Genomic DNA, 14,979 nt, shown 5'->3' with positions numbered 1-14,979 from the left:
TTTATGGCCGGTCGAGGTGGGCGTGGTCGGCGGCTTCGGTGCCCGCGTCCCAGCCGTCGGTGCTGCGGATGGTGATACGTCGGGTGTGGGTGGTGGGGAAGTAGGTGGTGAGGGCCTGGGTGAGGCGGGTGTTCTGGGCGGCGAGGATCGGGAGGAGGGTGGTGGGGTCGGGGGAGTGGGCGATGGTGGATTCGGTGGTGGTGGTCAGGCGGTCGCCGATGCGGGTGGCGTAGGCGGTGAGGAAGGCCTTGCGGTAGGCGCGGGTGCGGGAATCGCCGGTGCCGGGGGCGGTGTCGATCATCGTGCGGGTGGCCTGGACCAGCAGGGAGGTGGCGAGGAGTTCCACGGCGTCGAGGTCGGGGTCGTCGCCGATGATGGTGACGAAACCCCAGTCGGCGGCGAAGACGGCGCGGGCGCGGTTGGCGCGGGTGACCTGGTCGACGAGCAGGGCCTTGGCCTCGGTGTAGGGGGTGTCGAGCCAGAGGCGGCGGGCGGCGGGCAGCGCCGGATCGGTGCGGCGGTGGGCGAGGAATGCGCGGTCGATGGCGTATTTGGTCATCAGTTCCTGGGCCTTGGCGGAGAGCGCCTCGGCCTCCTCCGCGAAAGAGGTCGACTCGGCCTTCGCGAGCAGGCCACGCACCCGGCCCAGGGTCTTCTCGTCCACGTGCTCGTGGTGGGCGGACGGGATCGCGGTGCCCGGCAGCGAGCGGATCGGCGCGAGGCGCGGGAGCTGGACGAGCAGGGCGAGGGCGTCGAGGATCGCGGTCAGCGCCTCGGCGCCGGAGAGCAGCGCGCGGTCGGCCCACTGGTTCGGGTGTGGGCGCTCCCCGGTCCACCAGACGGTGGCCGCGAGCTCGTCGAGTTGGTGCTGCCACGTCGCGTCGACCGTGCCGGGGTCGAAGGGCGCGCGGTGTTCGGCCATGAGGTCGGTCAGGTAGCCGGTCGCGAACTCGTCGACGCGGCGGCGGGCGGCCTGGTGGACATCCATGGGCAGCCAACCGGATTCGAAGGCGTGCGCGATCAGCCGCCTGCCCGCGCGCGCCGTGCCCTCGGCCACCTCGGTGGCGAGCGACCCCGGGCCCGCGAGCTCGTGGACGAAGCGGCGCACACCGGTCTTGTCGCCCTGGGCGACCGCCAGCGCCGCCGTCGCGACAGCCTCCGCGATCCGGGCCGGGTCACCCGCGGCGGCGGCGGCGTCCAGCACCGGTCCCGGCACGGCTTTGCGGCCGGTACGGCGGCGGCGATTCTGCTTGCCCACGGTCCTCCTCGGCGATCGGTATCGGCGACCATTGTCCCGGTGGCGATGCCGCGGTCGACATCGGCGCAGCCATCAGCGGGTATCGCCGCGAGCGTCGCCCCTTCATGTCGCCCCGCGGCGAGAAGGCGCGTAGCGCTCCACCATTCCGGATGACGGCACTCGCCGCGCGGGGTGTACGCCTCCGGCGCCGCGGATCGTGTTCGCGCGGAAGGGAACCGGTGGCGAAGGGTGTCGGATGGTCGGCTCGGCGCCTAGAGTGGGCCCATGAGTTATCGGGGGATGCTGGCCGCGGAACGCGCGGAGATGATCGCACTGCTGCGCGGGCTGACCGACGAGCAGTGGGAGACCGAATCGCTGTGCGCCGGATGGCGGGTGCGCGAGGTCGTCGGGCATCTGCTCACCGACACCCTCGGCCCGCTCGCCTATCTGCGCGCCGCGATCGCGCACCGCGGCTCGGTAGACCGGATCAACAACGCCCTCGCCGCGTCCTACGCCGAATTGCCCACCACCGAGCTGGTGGACCGGTTCGCGCACCGGTCCGGGCGCCTGTCGAAGTACTCGCCGCGCCTGATGCTGGCCGACCTGCTGGTCCATCAGCAGGACATCCGCCGCCCGCTCGGCCTGCCCCGCGCCATCCCGGTCGACCGGCTCACCGCGGTCCTGTCCTACCCCGACCCCTTCGCTTTCCCCGGCAGACGCACCAAGGGCCTGCGGTTCGTCGCCACCGATGTCGACTGGTCATCCGGTGACGGCCCGGAGGTCCGCGGGCCCGGCGAGGCGCTGGCCCTGGCCATGGTCGGGCGCGAAGTCGTGCTCGACGAGCTCACTGGCGACGGAGTCCCCGAACTCCGCCGCCGCGGCTGAACTACTTCAACAGCGGCGAGTCCAGCTCGTTCACCAGCCACCGGCCCCAGACGTTGGTCAGCTTCACGTTGATCGCCATGTTCAGGCGTTCGGGTTCGGGGGTGGTGCGGTTGGTGCGCAGCTGGGTGAAGGTCACCAGGACGTCGGCGTTGAAGAAATCGCCGCCCACCGCACCACAGGTGACGTTCTCGACCGTGGAACGCACCTCGGCCTCCCGCATCGCCGTGGCGAGCTGATCCCTGGACCCGGAGAACTCGGCGTGGAACGCTCCGGTGCTGCGGTCGAGGATGCGCTGGAAGTAGCCGTCGAGATCGTGGGCGTAGTCGTAGGTGGAGACCTCCCGGCCGAAGTCGCATCCGGCCAGGCGGGCGTCTTCGGGCGGACCGGCCGCCGCGTTCGGCGCCACCATCACCCCCGTCACCGCGACAGCCGCCAGCAACCCACCCAGGACAGTTGTACGAGACACAGTTGTTCCTCCGATCGAACCGAACGACGCGGACCCGCGCGTCGACCGGAACTCTATCCGCACATCCTGACAGGGACTGTAATCGGTTCCTGCTCAACGGGATTGGATGTAACGCGCACGGGGTACCCGGGAGATCCGATCCGGGTGGGCGCCGGTGCCGTCCGCGGCCCGCGTGACACGGACCGCACTGGCGCCGACCGGTGGCGGCAACCGGGGTGCAGACCCACTAGTCTGATCACGTGAGTCTTGTGCTGTTGCCCGCCGTCGATGTCGCCAATGGGGAGGCCGTGCGCCTCGTGCAGGGAGAGGCCGGTAGCGAAACCAGCTACGGCTCCCCCCGGGACGCGGCGCTGGCATGGCAGCAGGCGGGCGCCGAATGGGTGCACCTGGTGGACCTGGACGCCGCCTTCGGCAAGGGCAGCAACCGCGATCTGATCGCCCAGGTCGTCGGCGAACTAGACGTGAAGGTCGAGCTGTCCGGCGGCATCCGCGACGACGACTCGCTGCGGGCGGCCCTGGCCACCGGCTGCGCGCGGGTCAATATCGGCACCGCCGCGATCGAGAACCCGCAGTGGTGCGCCAAGGTGCTCGGCGAATACGGCGACCGGATCGCGGTCGGGCTCGACGTCAAGCAGATCGACGGCGAATGGCGGCTGCGCGGGCGCGGCTGGGTCACCGACGGTGGCGACCTGTGGGAGGTGCTCGAGCGGCTCGAACGCGACGGGTGCTCGCGCTACGTGGTCACCGATGTCTCCAAGGACGGCACCCTGACCGGCCCCAACCTGGAACTGCTCAGCGAGGTCGCCAACGCCGCCGAGGCGCCGGTCGTGGCCTCCGGTGGCATCTCGGTGCTCGACGACCTGGTCGCCATCGCCGGGCTGACCGAGGACGGCGTGGAGGGCGCGATCATCGGCAAGGCGCTCTACGCGGGCCGGTTCACCCTGCCCGAGGCCCTGGCCGCGGTGCGCTGACCGCCTCGATGACCACCGCACCGAGCACCGCCGAACTCACCGACCTGCTGGCCGTGGCCACCCAGGTGCTGGACGGGACCGTCCCGCGTTTCGTCGAGGGCGTCGGTGCGCCGAGCGCGGTCACCAAGGGCCGCAACGACTTCGCCACCGAACTCGACCTCGAACTGGAACGCACCATCTCCGCCGAGCTGGCCCAGCGCACCGGCATCGCGGTGCACGGCGAGGAATTCGGCGGCCCCGCGCTCGCCGGCGGTACCGCCTGGGTACTCGACCCGATCGACGGCACCTTCAACTACTCCTCCGGCCACCCCCTGTCCGGCACCCTGCTCGCGCTGGTGCACGACGGCGAACCGGTGATCGGCCTGACCTGGCTGCCCGTGCTCGGGCGCCGCTACACCGCGGTCGCGGGCGGCCCGCTGCTGCTCGACGGGCAGGCGCTGCCGCCGCTGGAGCCGGGCAAGCTGGCCGACGCGATGATCGGCTTCGGCGCCTTCAATCTGGACTCGGCCGGGCGCATCCCCGGCCAGTTCCGCTTCGACCTGCTCGGCGCGCTGAGCAGGCTGTCCTCCCGGGTACGCATGCACGGCTCGACCGGCATCGACCTGGCGTTCACCGCCTCCGGCGTGCTCGGCGGCGCGATCGTGTTCGGGCACCATCCCTGGGACAACGCGGCCGGGGTGGCGCTGGTGCGCGCGGCGGGCGGGGTCGTCACCGATCTGGCCGGGCAGCCGTGGACCATCACCTCCGGCTCGGTGCTGGCCGCGGCGCCCGGCGTGCACGAGGAACTGCTGGAAATGATCTGTACGGTCAGCGACGAAGAACGAGGCTGAAACCATGACATCGCGTACCGGCGAACGCCAGGACAGCGCCACCGCGAGCACCCTGGCCGTGCGGGTCATCCCGTGCCTGGACGTGGACGCGGGCCGGGTGGTCAAGGGCGTCAACTTCCAGAACCTGCGCGACGCGGGCGACCCGGTGGAACTGGCCGCGACCTACGACGCCCAGGGCGCCGACGAGCTGACCTTCCTCGACGTCACCGCCTCCACCGGCGACCGCGGCACCATGCTCGACGTGGTGACCCGCACCGCCGAGCAGATCTTCATCCCGCTCACCGTCGGCGGCGGCGTGCGCACGGTGGAGGATGTCGACCGGCTGCTGCGCGCGGGCGCGGACAAGGTGTCGGTGAACACCGCCGCCATCGCCCGCCCCGAGGTGCTCTCGGAGATGTCGCAGCGCTTCGGCTCGCAGTGCATCGTGCTCTCGGTCGACGCGCGCACCGTGCCCGACGGGCAGCCCGACACCCCGTCCGGCTGGGAGGTCACCACCCACGGCGGCAAGCGCGGCACCGGCATCGACGCGGTCGAATGGGCCATTCGCGGCGCCGAACTCGGCGTCGGCGAGATCCTGCTGAACTCGATGGACGCCGACGGCACCAAGGCGGGCTTCGACCTGCCGATGATCGCCGCCGTGCGCGCGGCGGTGAAGGTGCCGGTGATCGCCTCCGGCGGCGCGGGCAAGGTCGAGCACTTCCCGCCCGCGGTCCACGCGGGCGCCGACGCGGTACTGGCCGCCAGCGTCTTCCACTTCGGCGACCTGACCATCGGCCAGGTCAAGGCCGCGATGTCCGCGGACGGCATCACCGTCCGCTGACCCCGGCAGCCGCGGGCGGCCGGAAGGTGACCAGCTCGGCCCCGGGTCGCCGGTACCGCAGGGGTCGGCTGTTATAAACGAGGCATGAGTCTCGATTCCGCTATCGCCGCCCGCCTCAAGCGCAACGAGGCGGGGCTCGTCGCCGCGGTCGCCCAGGAGAAGGCGACCGGGGATGTGCTGATGGTGGCGTGGATGGACGACGAGGCGCTGGCGCGCACGCTGGCCACCCGGAAGGCCACCTACTACTCGCGGTCGCGGCAGCAGTACTGGGTGAAGGGCGAGACCTCGGGGCACACCCAGTACGTGCACGAGGTGCGGCTGGACTGCGACGGTGACACCGTGCTGCTCGTCGTCGACCAGGAGGGCGCCGCCTGCCACACCGGCACGCACACCTGCTTCGACACCGACGTGCTGCTCGGCGCCGACTAGCAGTCGCCGTCCTCGAGGATCCGGTTCAGCCGGTCCGAGAGCGCTTCGCCGAGCGCGGCGAGCTGGGCGGTCTGCGCCGGGTCCAGGCCGTCGAGGACCAGCTTGCGCACCGCGTCGACATAGCCGGGCGCGGCGGCCACGACTTTCTCGAACCCCGCGTCGGTGAGCACCGCGTGCACCCCGCGCCTGCCCGCCGTGGTGTCGCGGCGCGCCCAGCCGAGCCGTTCCAGCTTCGACACCACATGGGAGAGCCGCGATAGCGACGCATTTGCCTTGTGGGCGAGGTCACTGAGCTGCATACGGTGCCCGGCCTCTTCGGAGAGCAGGCTCAGCACCCGGAACTCGAAATGCGTCAGCCCGGACTCACGCTGCAGCCGGGTGTCCAGTGCCCCGGGGATCCGGGTCATGAGGGCGACGATCGCCTGCCATGCGCGTTGTTCGACCGGGTCGAGCCACTGGGTCATCGCCGGGTCTGCCTCGCGGCCGGGCGGCAGGAGCAAGCAAGTGGGTCGCGCACCGAACCGAGTTTGCCACGACGTCGCTACGGCGTCCGCGAGTTGGCGGTCCTCGTGAGGTCACTCACAGCAAGGCGAGTCCGATCTCACACGGGCGGGGCGACAGGCGGTTCGGCGGCGGGCGGGGTCTTGGCGGCCTTGCGGCGGGCCAGTCCCCGTTTGCCCATCAGCGCCAGCACCAGCGCGAACAGCAGCGCGGCGAGGATCGCGCCGACCAGGCAGGCACCGCGGAAGGCGGGCGCGTCGACATCGAGAATGCGCTCACCGGCGTGTGCGGCGTTGTTGCCGCCCAGCACGATGGTCAGCGTCATCAGATTGGGGAGCGCGCCGAGGACCGCGACGATGACCGCCGCACCGGCGATGAACTTGCCCCCCTTGCGTTTCCACACCCGCACCGCGAGCAGGATGAGCAGCAGCGGGACCAGCGTGAACACCAGCCCGTAGACCAGGCCCCACCAGATCCCGGAGCTGAAACTGCCGTGCACCAGGCTCGCCAGCCGCTGCGCCCACCAGCGCGGCACGAACGACGAGAGGACGAAGTAGGCGATCACCAGCACCACGGCGGTGGCGAGAGTGATGATCGCCCGATTGCGCCACACCGTGGCGGTGGGCTTCTGACCGCTCGACTGCACCTCGCCGGATGTCATCTCCCCAGCGTAGGTGTGGGCGCGGTGCCGGGCCGCGATCCACGGCCCGGCGTTTCACGGACTAGCTCGTTGTTTCGGCTCGCTCGCGCAGGAAGGCCAGCGCCTCGTCGGCGTGCACGGCCGCGCGCAGCTCGCCGGTGACGACCTTCAGGATCGTGCGATCGGTATCGATGACGAAGGTGTGCCGCTTGACCGGGGCCAGCTTGCCGAGCAGCCCGCGCTTGACGCCGAACGCCGCGGCCACCGCGCCGTCGGCGTCGGAGAGCACCGGGTAGTCCAGTCGCTGCTTGGTGGCGAACCCGGCCTGCACATCGACGCTGTCGGTGCTGATGCCGACGCAGGTGGCGCCGACGGCGGCGAACTCCGCGCTCAGATCGCGGAAATGGCAGGCCTCGGCCGTGCACACCGGGGTGTTGGCGGCGGGGTAGAAGAACAGCACCAGCGGGCCGTCGGCCAGCAGGCCGTCGAGCGAGCGGGGCTGGGCGGACTGGTCGGGGAGTTCGAACTGGGGCGCGGTCTGGCCTGGCTGCATCCGTCGACCCTAGCCAGCGGTGCGCCCTGCACGGAAGATCCCCGTCCGCACCGGGGCGAACGGGGATCTCCGGCGACCGGCACCGCCCCCGACGGACCGCGCCCGCCGCGGCGGCCTAGCGCTCGAGCAGCGCGGCGATCTCCGGGCTCTTGACCTGCATCACGTCCAGGATGCCGTGCGCGCGCAGCAGCGGCTCGAGGCCGCGGATGAGTTCACTGTGCCCGGCGTACTCGTCCGGGAACTTCGTCTTGTCCAGATCCTGCATGGCCTTGGCGTAGGTGACGAACGAGTTCAGCGCGCTCGTCGTGGCGGCCTTCTGACCCGGACCGTAGTGCTGATGCGACGGGGCGGCCAACCGGCCGTCCTGTGCGCCCTGGTGCGAGGGGTACAACATTGCTCCTCTCGGAAAAAGGGGTTACCGCATGCGACATGGAACGCGCGCGAGTGTAGTGATGCCCGTCACCGCGTGTCGCGTCGCGGGTCGGGTCAGCGCGCGGCGGTCGCGGCGCGCCTGGGATGATGGGCCGCATGCAGGGCGCGTCGACATCAACCACCACGACCCGCGAACAGTTCCGGCTGCTCGCCGCCGAGCACCGGGTGGTCCCGGTGACCCGAAAGGTGCTGGCGGACTCCGAAACTCCGCTCTCGGCCTATCGCAAGCTCGCCGACGACCGGCCGGGCACCTTCCTGTTCGAGTCCGCCGAGAACGGGCGATCGTGGTCGCGCTGGTCGTTCATCGGCGCGGGCAGTCCCTCGGCGCTGACCGTCGTCGACGGCGAGGCGGCCTGGCTGGGCACCGTCCCCGCCGACGCCCCCTCCGGCGGTGACCCGCTGCGCGTGCTGCACCAGACCCTGGAACTGCTGCGCACCGAACGCCTGCCCGGCCTGCCCCCGCTCACCGGCGGCATGGTCGGCTACCTCGGCTACGACGCGGTGCGCCGCATCGAGCGGCTGCCCGAACTCGCGACCGACGATCTGCGCCTGCCCGAGCTGGTGCTCATGCTGGCCACCGACCTGGCCGCCTTCGACCACCACGAGGGCGCGATCACCCTCATCGCCAACGCGGTGAACTGGAACGGCACCGACGAGAACGCCGACGCCGCCTACGACGACGCGGTGGCCCGCCTGGACCGGATGACCGCCGCGCTGGCCACCCCCGCCCCCTCCACCGTGTCGGTCTTCGACCGGCCCGAGCCGCGGTTCGTGCGCAGGCGCACCACCGAGGAGTTCGGTGCGGGCGTGCGCCGTCTGATCAAGGAGATCGAGGCGGGCGAGGCCTTCCAGGTGGTGCTCTCGCAGCGCTTCGAGATGGACTACAGCGGCGATCCGCTGGCGGTCTACCGGATGCTGCGCGCCTCCAACCCGAGCCCGTACATGTATCTGATGCACATCCCGGACGGCGCGGGCGGCACCGCGTTCTCGATCGTGGGATCCAGCCCGGAATCGCTGGTCACCGTCAAGGACGGGGTGGCCACCACGCATCCGATCGCGGGCACCCGCTGGCGCGGCGAGAGCGCCGAGGACGACATCCTGCTCGAGAAGGACCTGCTCGCCGACGAGAAGGAGAACGCCGAGCACCTGATGCTCGTCGACCTGGGCCGCAACGATCTGGGCCGGGTCTGTCGTCCGGGCACGGTGCGGGTCACCCAGTACCGCCACGTCGAGCGCTACAGCCACGTCATGCACCTGGTCTCCACCGTGTCCGGGCAGCTGGCCGAGGGCAAGGTGGCCCTGGACGCGGTGCGGGCCTGCTTCCCGGCGGGCACCCTGTCCGGCGCGCCCAAGGTGCGGGCGATGGAACTGATCGAGGAGCTCGAGCCCACCCGGCGCGGCATCTACGGCGGCGTGGTCGGCTACCTCGACTTCGCCGGGGACGCCGACACCGCCATCGCCATCCGCACCGCGCTGCTCAAGGACGGCACCGCCTACGTGCAGGCGGGCGCGGGCGTGGTGGCCGACTCCGACCCGGTCGCCGAGGACACCGAGGCCCGCAACAAGGCCATGGCCGTGCTCAAGGCGATCGCCGCCGCCCAGACGCTGCGGACCTACGAGGACGGACCGGCATGACCGCGGCCGCACCCGCGCCCGCGCCCGCGCAGGCCAAGCCGATCGTGCCGGTGGCGCTGCTGGCGCTGGCCGCGGCCGGGCTGTGGGCCTCCTCGCGGATGACCTGGGTGACGGTGCATTCCGCCGACGGGCTCACCGAGCCGCGCACCGACGACCTCGACGGCGCCACCTGGTTCGGCGCGCTCACCCCGCTCGCGCTGGTGCTGGTGGCCGCGATCGCGGCGGTGTTCGCGGTCAAGGGCGGCCTGCGCCAGCTGCTCGGGGTGGTGATCGCGGTGGTCGCCGCGGTCGCCGCGGTGCCCGGCTTCGCGCTGACCGTGGGGGAGGGCCGCACCGCCGAGCGGGCGGGCACCCTGGCCGAGCTGCCGGTCCGCGCGGTGGTGGAGAGCGCCGAGACCCACCTCGCGCCCGCGATCCTGTCGATCGTGGCGGCGCTGCTCGCGCTGATCGCGGGGGTGCTGCTGACCCGGCGCCGCACCGGCGGCAGCGAGCTCTCGGGCAAGTACGACAACCCGGTCTTCCGCCGCGCCGACGCCAGCGCCCAGGTGAGCGAGCAGCGCACCGGCGGCGAGACCACCGCGCCGCTGTCGGATCGGGTGCTCTGGGACGCCCTGGACGCGGGCACCGACCCGACCGAGGACCCGGACGACGACACCGCGCCCGGTGACCGGAAACCGTGACCCCCGCCGCACTTGACATCCGCGGCAACCACTATTCTTGACCAGCATCGGTGAGACAGCGCCCGAGGGGACTCTCGGGTGAGAAGTTCGTCTCCCCAGAAAGGATTCGAGCCAGATGACGGTACTCGACTCGATTCTCGACGGGGTTCGGGCGGATGTTGCCGCCCGTGAAGCCCTCCTCGATTTTCAGGCGATCAAAGCCGCCGCGGCCGCCGCCAAGGCGCCGCTGGACGCCCGCGCCGCCCTGCACGAGGACGGGATCGGTGTCATCGCCGAGGTGAAGCGTGCCAGCCCCTCCAAGGGTGCGCTGGCCGACATCCCGGACCCGGCCGTGCTGGCCAAGGCCTACGAGGACGGCGGCGCGCGCATCATCAGCGTGCTCACCGAGGGCCGCCGCTTCGGCGGGTCGCTCGACGACCTCGACGCCGTGCGTGCCGCGGTGAACATCCCGGTCCTGCGCAAGGACTTCGTCGTCGGGCCGTACCAGATCCACGAGGCCCGCGCGCACGGCGCCGACGTGATCCTGCTGATCGTGGCCGCGCTCGAACAGGACGTGCTCTCCGCGCTGATCGACCGCACCGAATCCCTCGGCATGACCGCCCTGGTGGAGGTGCACACCGAGGAGGAGGCCGACCGCGCGCTGGAAGCCGGTGCCTCGGTGATCGGCGTCAACGCCCGCAACCTCAAGACCCTCGACGTCGACCGCGACGTCTTCGCCCGGATCGCGCCCGGCCTGCCCTCGGAGGTCATCCGGGTGGCCGAGTCCGGCATCCGCGGCACCGCCGACCTGCTGGCCTACGCCGGAGCCGGGGCCGATGCCGTGCTCGTCGGCGAGGGCCTGGTGACCAGCGGTAACCCGCGTGCCGCCGTCTCCGAGCTGGTGACCGCGGGCACCCACCCGTCCTGCCCGAAGCCCGCCCGGCGGAGCATCCGGTGACCGCGCTGCCCCAGGCCAGCGCGGGCGTCGCCCAGCACAGCGACTACGAGCCCGACGCGGGCGGCCACTTCGGTGTCTACGGCGGACGGCACGTGCCCGAGGCGCTGATGGCGGTGATCGAGGAGGTCACCGCCGAATACGAGAAGGTCCGCACCGACCACACCTTCCTCGACGAGCTGGACCGGTTGCAGCGCGACTACACCGGCCGTCCGTCGCCGGTGTTCGAGTGCGCCAACCTCGCCGAGCACGCCGGGGGCGCCCGGATCTTCCTCAAGCGCGAGGACCTCAACCACACCGGCTCGCACAAGATCAACAACGTGCTCGGCCAGGCGCTGCTCGCCAAGCGGATGGGCAAGACCCGCATCATCGCCGAGACCGGCGCGGGCCAGCACGGCGTCGCCACCGCGACCGCGTGCGCGCTGCTCGGGCTGGGCTGCGTGATCTACATGGGCGCGGTCGACACCGCCCGCCAGGCCCTCAATGTGGCCCGGATGCGCCTGCTCGGCGCCGAGGTGGTCTCGGTGACCACCGGCTCGCAGACGCTCAAGGACGCCATCAACGAGGCCCTGCGCGACTGGGTGTCCAACGCCGACGACACCTACTACTGCTTCGGCACCGCCGCGGGCCCGCACCCGTTCCCGCTGCTCGTGCGCGATTTCCAGCGCGTGGTCGGGCTCGAGGCCCGCGAGCAGATGCTCGCGCGCGTCGACCGGCTGCCCGACGCGGTCGTGGCCTGCGTCGGCGGCGGCTCCAACGCCATCGGCATCTTCCACGCCTTCATCCCCGACACCGGGGTCCGGCTGATCGGCTACGAGGCGGCCGGTGACGGCGTCGAGACCGGACGGCACGCCGCCACCTTCACCGGCGGCACCCCGGGCGCCTTCCAGGGCGCCTACTCCTACCTGCTGCAGGACGAGGACGGCCAGACCATCGAGTCGCACTCGATCTCGGCCGGTCTGGACTACCCGGGCGTCGGCCCCGAGCACGCCTACCTCAAGGACATCGGCCGCGCCGAATACGAGCCGATCACCGACACCGAGGCGATGGACGCGCTGCTGCTGCTCTCGCGCACCGAGGGCATCATCCCGGCGATCGAGTCCGCGCACGCGGTGGCCGGTGCGCTGAAGCTGGGCAAGCAGCTCGGCCCCGGCGCGATCATCCTGTGCAACCTGTCCGGTCGCGGCGACAAGGACATGGACACCGCGGGCCGCTGGTTCGGTCTGTTCGACGACGACGCCGAGGAGGAGAACGCTCAGTGAGTCAGCAGTCCCGTCTGGCCAATACCTTCGCCACCGCGCGCGCGGAGAACCGGGCCGCCCTGATCGGCTACCTGCCCGCGGGTTACCCCGATCTGGCCGGGTCCATCGAGGTGTGCCGGGCCATGGTCGAATCCGGGTGCGACATCATCGAAGTCGGCGTCGCCTACTCCGACCCGGTGATGGACGGCCCGACCATCCAGGTCGCCGCCGAGCAGGCGCTGCGCGGCGGCGTGCGGGTGCGCGATGTGTTCTCCGTGGTCGAGGCGATCACCACCGCCGGTGGCCAGGCCGTGGTGATGAGCTACTGGAACCCCGTGCTCAAGTACGGCGTGGACAGCTTCGCCCGCGATCTGGCCGCGGCGGGCGGCGCGGGCATCATCACGCCCAACCTGATCCCCGACGAGGCCGACGACTGGTTCGTCGCCTCCGCCACCCACAATCTGGACCGGATCTTCCTGGTCGCGCCGTCCTCCACCGAGGAGCGCCTGGTGAAGACCCTCGAGGCCTCGCGCGGGTTCATCTACGCGGCCTCGACCATGGGCGTCACCGGTGCCCGTGACGCGGTCTCCTCGGCCGCGCCCGCGCTGTGCGCCCGCATCCGCGCGCACTCCGACATCCCGATCGGCGTCGGCCTCGGCGTGCGCTCGGGGGCCCAGGCCGCCGAGATCGCCGCTTACGCCGACGGCGTGATCGTCGGATCCGCGCTGGTCTCGGCCGCGGGGGAGAGCCTGGACGCGGTCCGCGCGCTCACCGCCGAACTGGCCGAAGGCGTGCGCGCGGCGACCGTGCGTTCCTGATCGTCCGGCCTCGGGCCCGGCAGCACTGTGCTGCCGGGCCCGACGTCTGTGCCCGGCTGCACTAACGTGGGTCCGGTGAATCCAGTCCTGGCCTACATTCCGAGTCCGCCCCAGGGTGTCTGGCACCTCGGACCCTTTCCGTTGCGGGCATACGCGCTGTGCATCATCGCTGGCATCATCGTCGCCATCTGGTGGGGTGAGCGGCGCTGGCGCGAGCGCGGTGGTCAACCGGGCGCGGTGCTCGACGTCGCCATGTTCGCGGTCCCGTTCGGCCTGGTCGGCGGTCGGCTCTACCACGTCGCGACCGACTGGCAGAAGTACTTCGGCGAGGGCAAGAACCCGGTCGAGGCGCTCTACATCTGGCAGGGCGGCCTCGGTATCTGGGGCGCGGTCTTCCTCGGTGGCATCGGCGCCTGGATCGGCTGCCGGGTCTACAAGATCCCGCTGCCCGCGCTCGGCGACGCGATCGCGCCCGGCGTGCTGCTGGCCCAGGCCATCGGCCGGCTCGGCAACTACTTCAACCAGGAGCTCTACGGCCGCACCACCGAGGTGCCCTGGGGCCTCGAGATCTACAACCGTTTCGACCCCGAGACCGGCGCGCGCGACATGATGAACGGGGTGTCCACCGGCCAGGTCCAGGAGGTCGTGCACCCCACCTTCCTCTACGAGCTGGTGTGGAACGTGCTCGTCGTGGTGCTGCTGGTGCAGCTGGACAAGCGCTACCGGATCGGCCACGGCAGGCTGTTCGCGCTCTATGTCGCCGGATACAGTTTCGGCCGGTTCTTCGTCGAGCTCATGCGCAACGACGAGGCCACCCACGTGCTCGGCATCCGGATCAACTCCTTCACCTCCGCGCTCGTGTTCCTCGGCGCGATGGCCTATTTCGCGCTGGCGACCAAGGGCCGCGAGACACCCGAACAGTTGCAGCCCGGCGCCGAACCGCGACCGTGGCCGTGGCAGATCGCGGCCCTGCGCGCCGCCGGGAACACCCCCGCCGCCCCCGCCGTGGACACCACGAAGAAGCCCACCGACACCGCCGCGTCCGACGACGAGACACCGGAGGTGACCGGCGCCGACGCCGAGGAGACCGAATCGACCGCGAAGAAGTCCTGATCAGCGGCCGGTTCGCCAAAACGGCGACGGTGCGGCAACATTCCGGGCACCCGCCGCGATACCTCGCAGGCGTGTCGCAGGCCGAGGGACGGGGCCGAGACGGGTACCCGCACGAATGATGGAGGACATGAGTGACCGACCCCTACAACCCCAATCCGCAGTACGGTCCCGACCTGGGCAAGCAGCCGGGTCAGCCGCAGTACGGCCAGCCCGCGGACCCGTACGCGCAGCAGCCGGGGTACGGCCAGCCCTCGGATCCCTACGCCCAGCAGCCCGGCTACGGCCAGCCGCAGTACGGGCAGCCGCAGTACGGTCAGCCCGCTGACCCGTACGCCCAGCCGCAGCCGGGTTACGCGCCCGCCTACGGCATGCAGCCGGGCTTCAACCCGGCCGACCCCGAGGCGCCCTACGGCCGGGACATGTACGGCGTCCCGTACTCGGACAAGCAGAAGATGATCGCGGGTCTGCTGCAGATCCTCGTCGGCGGTCTGGGGATCGGCCGCTTCTACCTCGGCTACACCGGCCTTGGCATCGCCCAGATCGCGGTCACCATCTGCACCTGCGGTCTCGGTGTGATCTGGACCCTGATCGACGGCATCATGATGCTCACCGGCAAGGTCCCCGACGTGCAGGGCCGCCCCCTGCGCGACTGACCCGCATCGCCGGAAACGGGTGCTCCGCTCACGCGGAGTACCCGTTTCGCGTTTCCTCCCGGCGGATTTCTACTGGGTGATCTGCCTGATCCCGGGCTTCGGCCAGACCCGCCTGTCCCGCCATGTGCCCGTTCGGTGACA

General features: G+C 71.3%; 18 protein-coding genes. 12 read left to right on the top strand and 6 right to left on the bottom strand.

Translation table 11 applies throughout. The annotated features are described in order from the left end of the window. Position 1: 1 nt before the first annotated feature. On the bottom strand, positions 2 to 1,258 hold the full coding sequence (locus WA675_RS22715; protein WP_336086885.1) for a DUF2786 domain-containing protein: 1,257 nt from the start codon (positions 1,256 to 1,258) through the stop codon (positions 2 to 4). A 264-nt stretch (positions 1,259 to 1,522) separates the two neighbouring features. Between WA675_RS22715 and WA675_RS22710 the strand changes: the two genes are divergently transcribed. Continuing rightward, positions 1,523 to 2,122 (top strand): maleylpyruvate isomerase family mycothiol-dependent enzyme, encoded by a 600-nt coding sequence (locus tag WA675_RS22710; protein WP_336086884.1) that lies wholly within the window; start codon positions 1,523 to 1,525, stop codon positions 2,120 to 2,122. A gap of 1 nt (position 2,123) precedes the next feature. On the opposite strand, the gene WA675_RS22705 is transcribed toward WA675_RS22710, so the two are convergent. Further along, positions 2,124 to 2,588: a hypothetical protein gene (locus WA675_RS22705; RefSeq protein WP_336086883.1), complete on the bottom strand. Its 465-nt coding sequence runs from the start codon at positions 2,586 to 2,588 to the stop codon at positions 2,124 to 2,126. Positions 2,589 to 2,827: 239 nt separating this feature from the next. On the opposite strand from WA675_RS22705, the gene priA reads away from it, so the two are divergent. From priA to hisI, 4 genes are all read left to right on the top strand, one after another. After that, complete coding sequence (priA, locus tag WA675_RS22700; protein WP_278265977.1) at positions 2,828 to 3,559, top strand: bifunctional 1-(5-phosphoribosyl)-5-((5-phosphoribosylamino)methylideneamino)imidazole-4-carboxamide isomerase/phosphoribosylanthranilate isomerase PriA; 732 nt, start codon at positions 2,828 to 2,830, stop codon at positions 3,557 to 3,559. Between the two features lie 8 nt (positions 3,560 to 3,567). Next, the gene (locus WA675_RS22695; protein WP_336086881.1) at positions 3,568 to 4,389 is read left to right on the top strand and encodes an inositol monophosphatase family protein; all 822 of its coding nucleotides are present in this window, start codon (positions 3,568 to 3,570) and stop codon (positions 4,387 to 4,389) included. A 4-nt stretch (positions 4,390 to 4,393) separates the two neighbouring features. After that, positions 4,394 to 5,209, top strand: coding sequence for an imidazole glycerol phosphate synthase subunit HisF (gene hisF / locus WA675_RS22690; protein ID WP_336086880.1), 816 nt, complete (start codon positions 4,394 to 4,396; stop codon positions 5,207 to 5,209). An 84-nt stretch (positions 5,210 to 5,293) separates the two neighbouring features. Next, the gene (hisI, locus tag WA675_RS22685; protein ID WP_336086879.1) at positions 5,294 to 5,638 is read left to right on the top strand and encodes a phosphoribosyl-AMP cyclohydrolase; all 345 of its coding nucleotides are present in this window, start codon (positions 5,294 to 5,296) and stop codon (positions 5,636 to 5,638) included. Here hisI and WA675_RS22680 read toward each other — a convergent pair. The 4 genes from WA675_RS22680 to WA675_RS22665 form a co-directional block, all read right to left on the bottom strand. After that, positions 5,635 to 6,102 (bottom strand): MarR family winged helix-turn-helix transcriptional regulator, encoded by a 468-nt coding sequence (locus WA675_RS22680; RefSeq protein ID WP_336086878.1) that lies wholly within the window; start codon positions 6,100 to 6,102, stop codon positions 5,635 to 5,637. The two genes, hisI and WA675_RS22680, sit on opposite strands and share 4 nt — an antisense overlap. A gap of 137 nt (positions 6,103 to 6,239) precedes the next feature. Further along, positions 6,240 to 6,800, bottom strand: coding sequence for a permease (locus tag WA675_RS22675; protein ID WP_336086877.1), 561 nt, complete (start codon positions 6,798 to 6,800; stop codon positions 6,240 to 6,242). Positions 6,801 to 6,861: 61 nt separating this feature from the next. After that, positions 6,862 to 7,332 (bottom strand): peroxiredoxin, encoded by a 471-nt coding sequence (locus WA675_RS22670; RefSeq protein ID WP_336086876.1) that lies wholly within the window; start codon positions 7,330 to 7,332, stop codon positions 6,862 to 6,864. Positions 7,333 to 7,447: 115 nt separating this feature from the next. Continuing rightward, entirely contained in the window at positions 7,448 to 7,726 is a 279-nt protein-coding gene (locus tag WA675_RS22665; RefSeq protein ID WP_336086874.1) for a hypothetical protein, read from the bottom strand. 134 nt (positions 7,727 to 7,860) lie between these two features. Between WA675_RS22665 and WA675_RS22660 the strand changes: the two genes are divergently transcribed. From WA675_RS22660 to WA675_RS22630, 7 genes are all read left to right on the top strand, one after another. After that, the gene (locus WA675_RS22660) at positions 7,861 to 9,399 is read left to right on the top strand and encodes an anthranilate synthase component I (protein ID WP_336086872.1); all 1,539 of its coding nucleotides are present in this window, start codon (positions 7,861 to 7,863) and stop codon (positions 9,397 to 9,399) included. Then, positions 9,396 to 10,079: a TIGR02234 family membrane protein gene (locus WA675_RS22655; protein WP_336086871.1), complete on the top strand. Its 684-nt coding sequence runs from the start codon at positions 9,396 to 9,398 to the stop codon at positions 10,077 to 10,079. Before WA675_RS22660 ends, WA675_RS22655 begins: the two co-directional genes overlap by 4 nt. A gap of 115 nt (positions 10,080 to 10,194) precedes the next feature. Further along, positions 10,195 to 11,016, top strand: coding sequence for an indole-3-glycerol phosphate synthase TrpC (gene trpC, locus WA675_RS22650; protein ID WP_336086869.1), 822 nt, complete (start codon positions 10,195 to 10,197; stop codon positions 11,014 to 11,016). Further along, positions 11,013 to 12,275 carry a tryptophan synthase subunit beta gene (gene trpB, locus WA675_RS22645; RefSeq protein WP_336086867.1) on the top strand — a complete coding sequence of 421 codons (1,263 nt, stop codon included), beginning with the start codon at positions 11,013 to 11,015 and terminating at the stop codon, positions 12,273 to 12,275. Before trpC ends, trpB begins: the two co-directional genes overlap by 4 nt. Then, the gene (gene trpA, locus WA675_RS22640) at positions 12,272 to 13,072 is read left to right on the top strand and encodes a tryptophan synthase subunit alpha (protein ID WP_336086866.1); all 801 of its coding nucleotides are present in this window, start codon (positions 12,272 to 12,274) and stop codon (positions 13,070 to 13,072) included. The genes trpB and trpA overlap by 4 nt, the downstream gene beginning before the upstream one ends. Positions 13,073 to 13,138: 66 nt before the next feature. Continuing rightward, positions 13,139 to 14,185 (top strand): prolipoprotein diacylglyceryl transferase, encoded by a 1,047-nt coding sequence (gene lgt, locus WA675_RS22635; protein ID WP_442945697.1) that lies wholly within the window; start codon positions 13,139 to 13,141, stop codon positions 14,183 to 14,185. A gap of 131 nt (positions 14,186 to 14,316) precedes the next feature. Then, positions 14,317 to 14,838, top strand: a complete 522-nt coding sequence (locus WA675_RS22630; protein WP_336086864.1) for a TM2 domain-containing protein — start codon at positions 14,317 to 14,319, stop codon at positions 14,836 to 14,838. Positions 14,839 to 14,979: the final 141 nt, after the last annotated feature.

Origin of the sequence: Nocardia sp. SSK8 (genome assembly GCF_037034205.1) — a bacterium.
GTDB lineage: Bacteria > Actinomycetota > Actinomycetes > Mycobacteriales > Mycobacteriaceae > Nocardia.
Note: the sequence above shows the minus strand (reverse complement) of the source record. Positions and strands in the feature narration are given on the sequence as shown.

What these genes read in the sequence shown, in the direction of transcription:
- WA675_RS22695 (WP_336086881.1), top strand. Translation starts at nt 3,568, where the DNA reads ATGACCACCGCACCGAGCACCGCCGAACTCACCGACCTGCTGGCCGTG.
- hisF (WP_336086880.1), top strand. Translation starts at nt 4,394, where the DNA reads ATGACATCGCGTACCGGCGAACGCCAGGACAGCGCCACCGCGAGCACC.
- WA675_RS22655 (WP_336086871.1), top strand. Translation starts at nt 9,396, where the DNA reads ATGACCGCGGCCGCACCCGCGCCCGCGCCCGCGCAGGCCAAGCCGATC.
- hisI (WP_336086879.1), top strand. Translation starts at nt 5,294, where the DNA reads ATGAGTCTCGATTCCGCTATCGCCGCCCGCCTCAAGCGCAACGAGGCG.
- WA675_RS22675 (WP_336086877.1), bottom strand. Translation starts at nt 6,800, where the DNA reads ATGACATCCGGCGAGGTGCAGTCGAGCGGTCAGAAGCCCACCGCCACG.
- trpC (WP_336086869.1), top strand. Translation starts at nt 10,195, where the DNA reads ATGACGGTACTCGACTCGATTCTCGACGGGGTTCGGGCGGATGTTGCC.
- WA675_RS22680 (WP_336086878.1), bottom strand. Translation starts at nt 6,102, where the DNA reads ATGACCCAGTGGCTCGACCCGGTCGAACAACGCGCATGGCAGGCGATC.
- WA675_RS22710 (WP_336086884.1), top strand. Translation starts at nt 1,523, where the DNA reads ATGAGTTATCGGGGGATGCTGGCCGCGGAACGCGCGGAGATGATCGCA.
- WA675_RS22670 (WP_336086876.1), bottom strand. Translation starts at nt 7,332, where the DNA reads ATGCAGCCAGGCCAGACCGCGCCCCAGTTCGAACTCCCCGACCAGTCC.
- WA675_RS22665 (WP_336086874.1), bottom strand. Translation starts at nt 7,726, where the DNA reads ATGTTGTACCCCTCGCACCAGGGCGCACAGGACGGCCGGTTGGCCGCC.
- WA675_RS22660 (WP_336086872.1), top strand. Translation starts at nt 7,861, where the DNA reads ATGCAGGGCGCGTCGACATCAACCACCACGACCCGCGAACAGTTCCGG.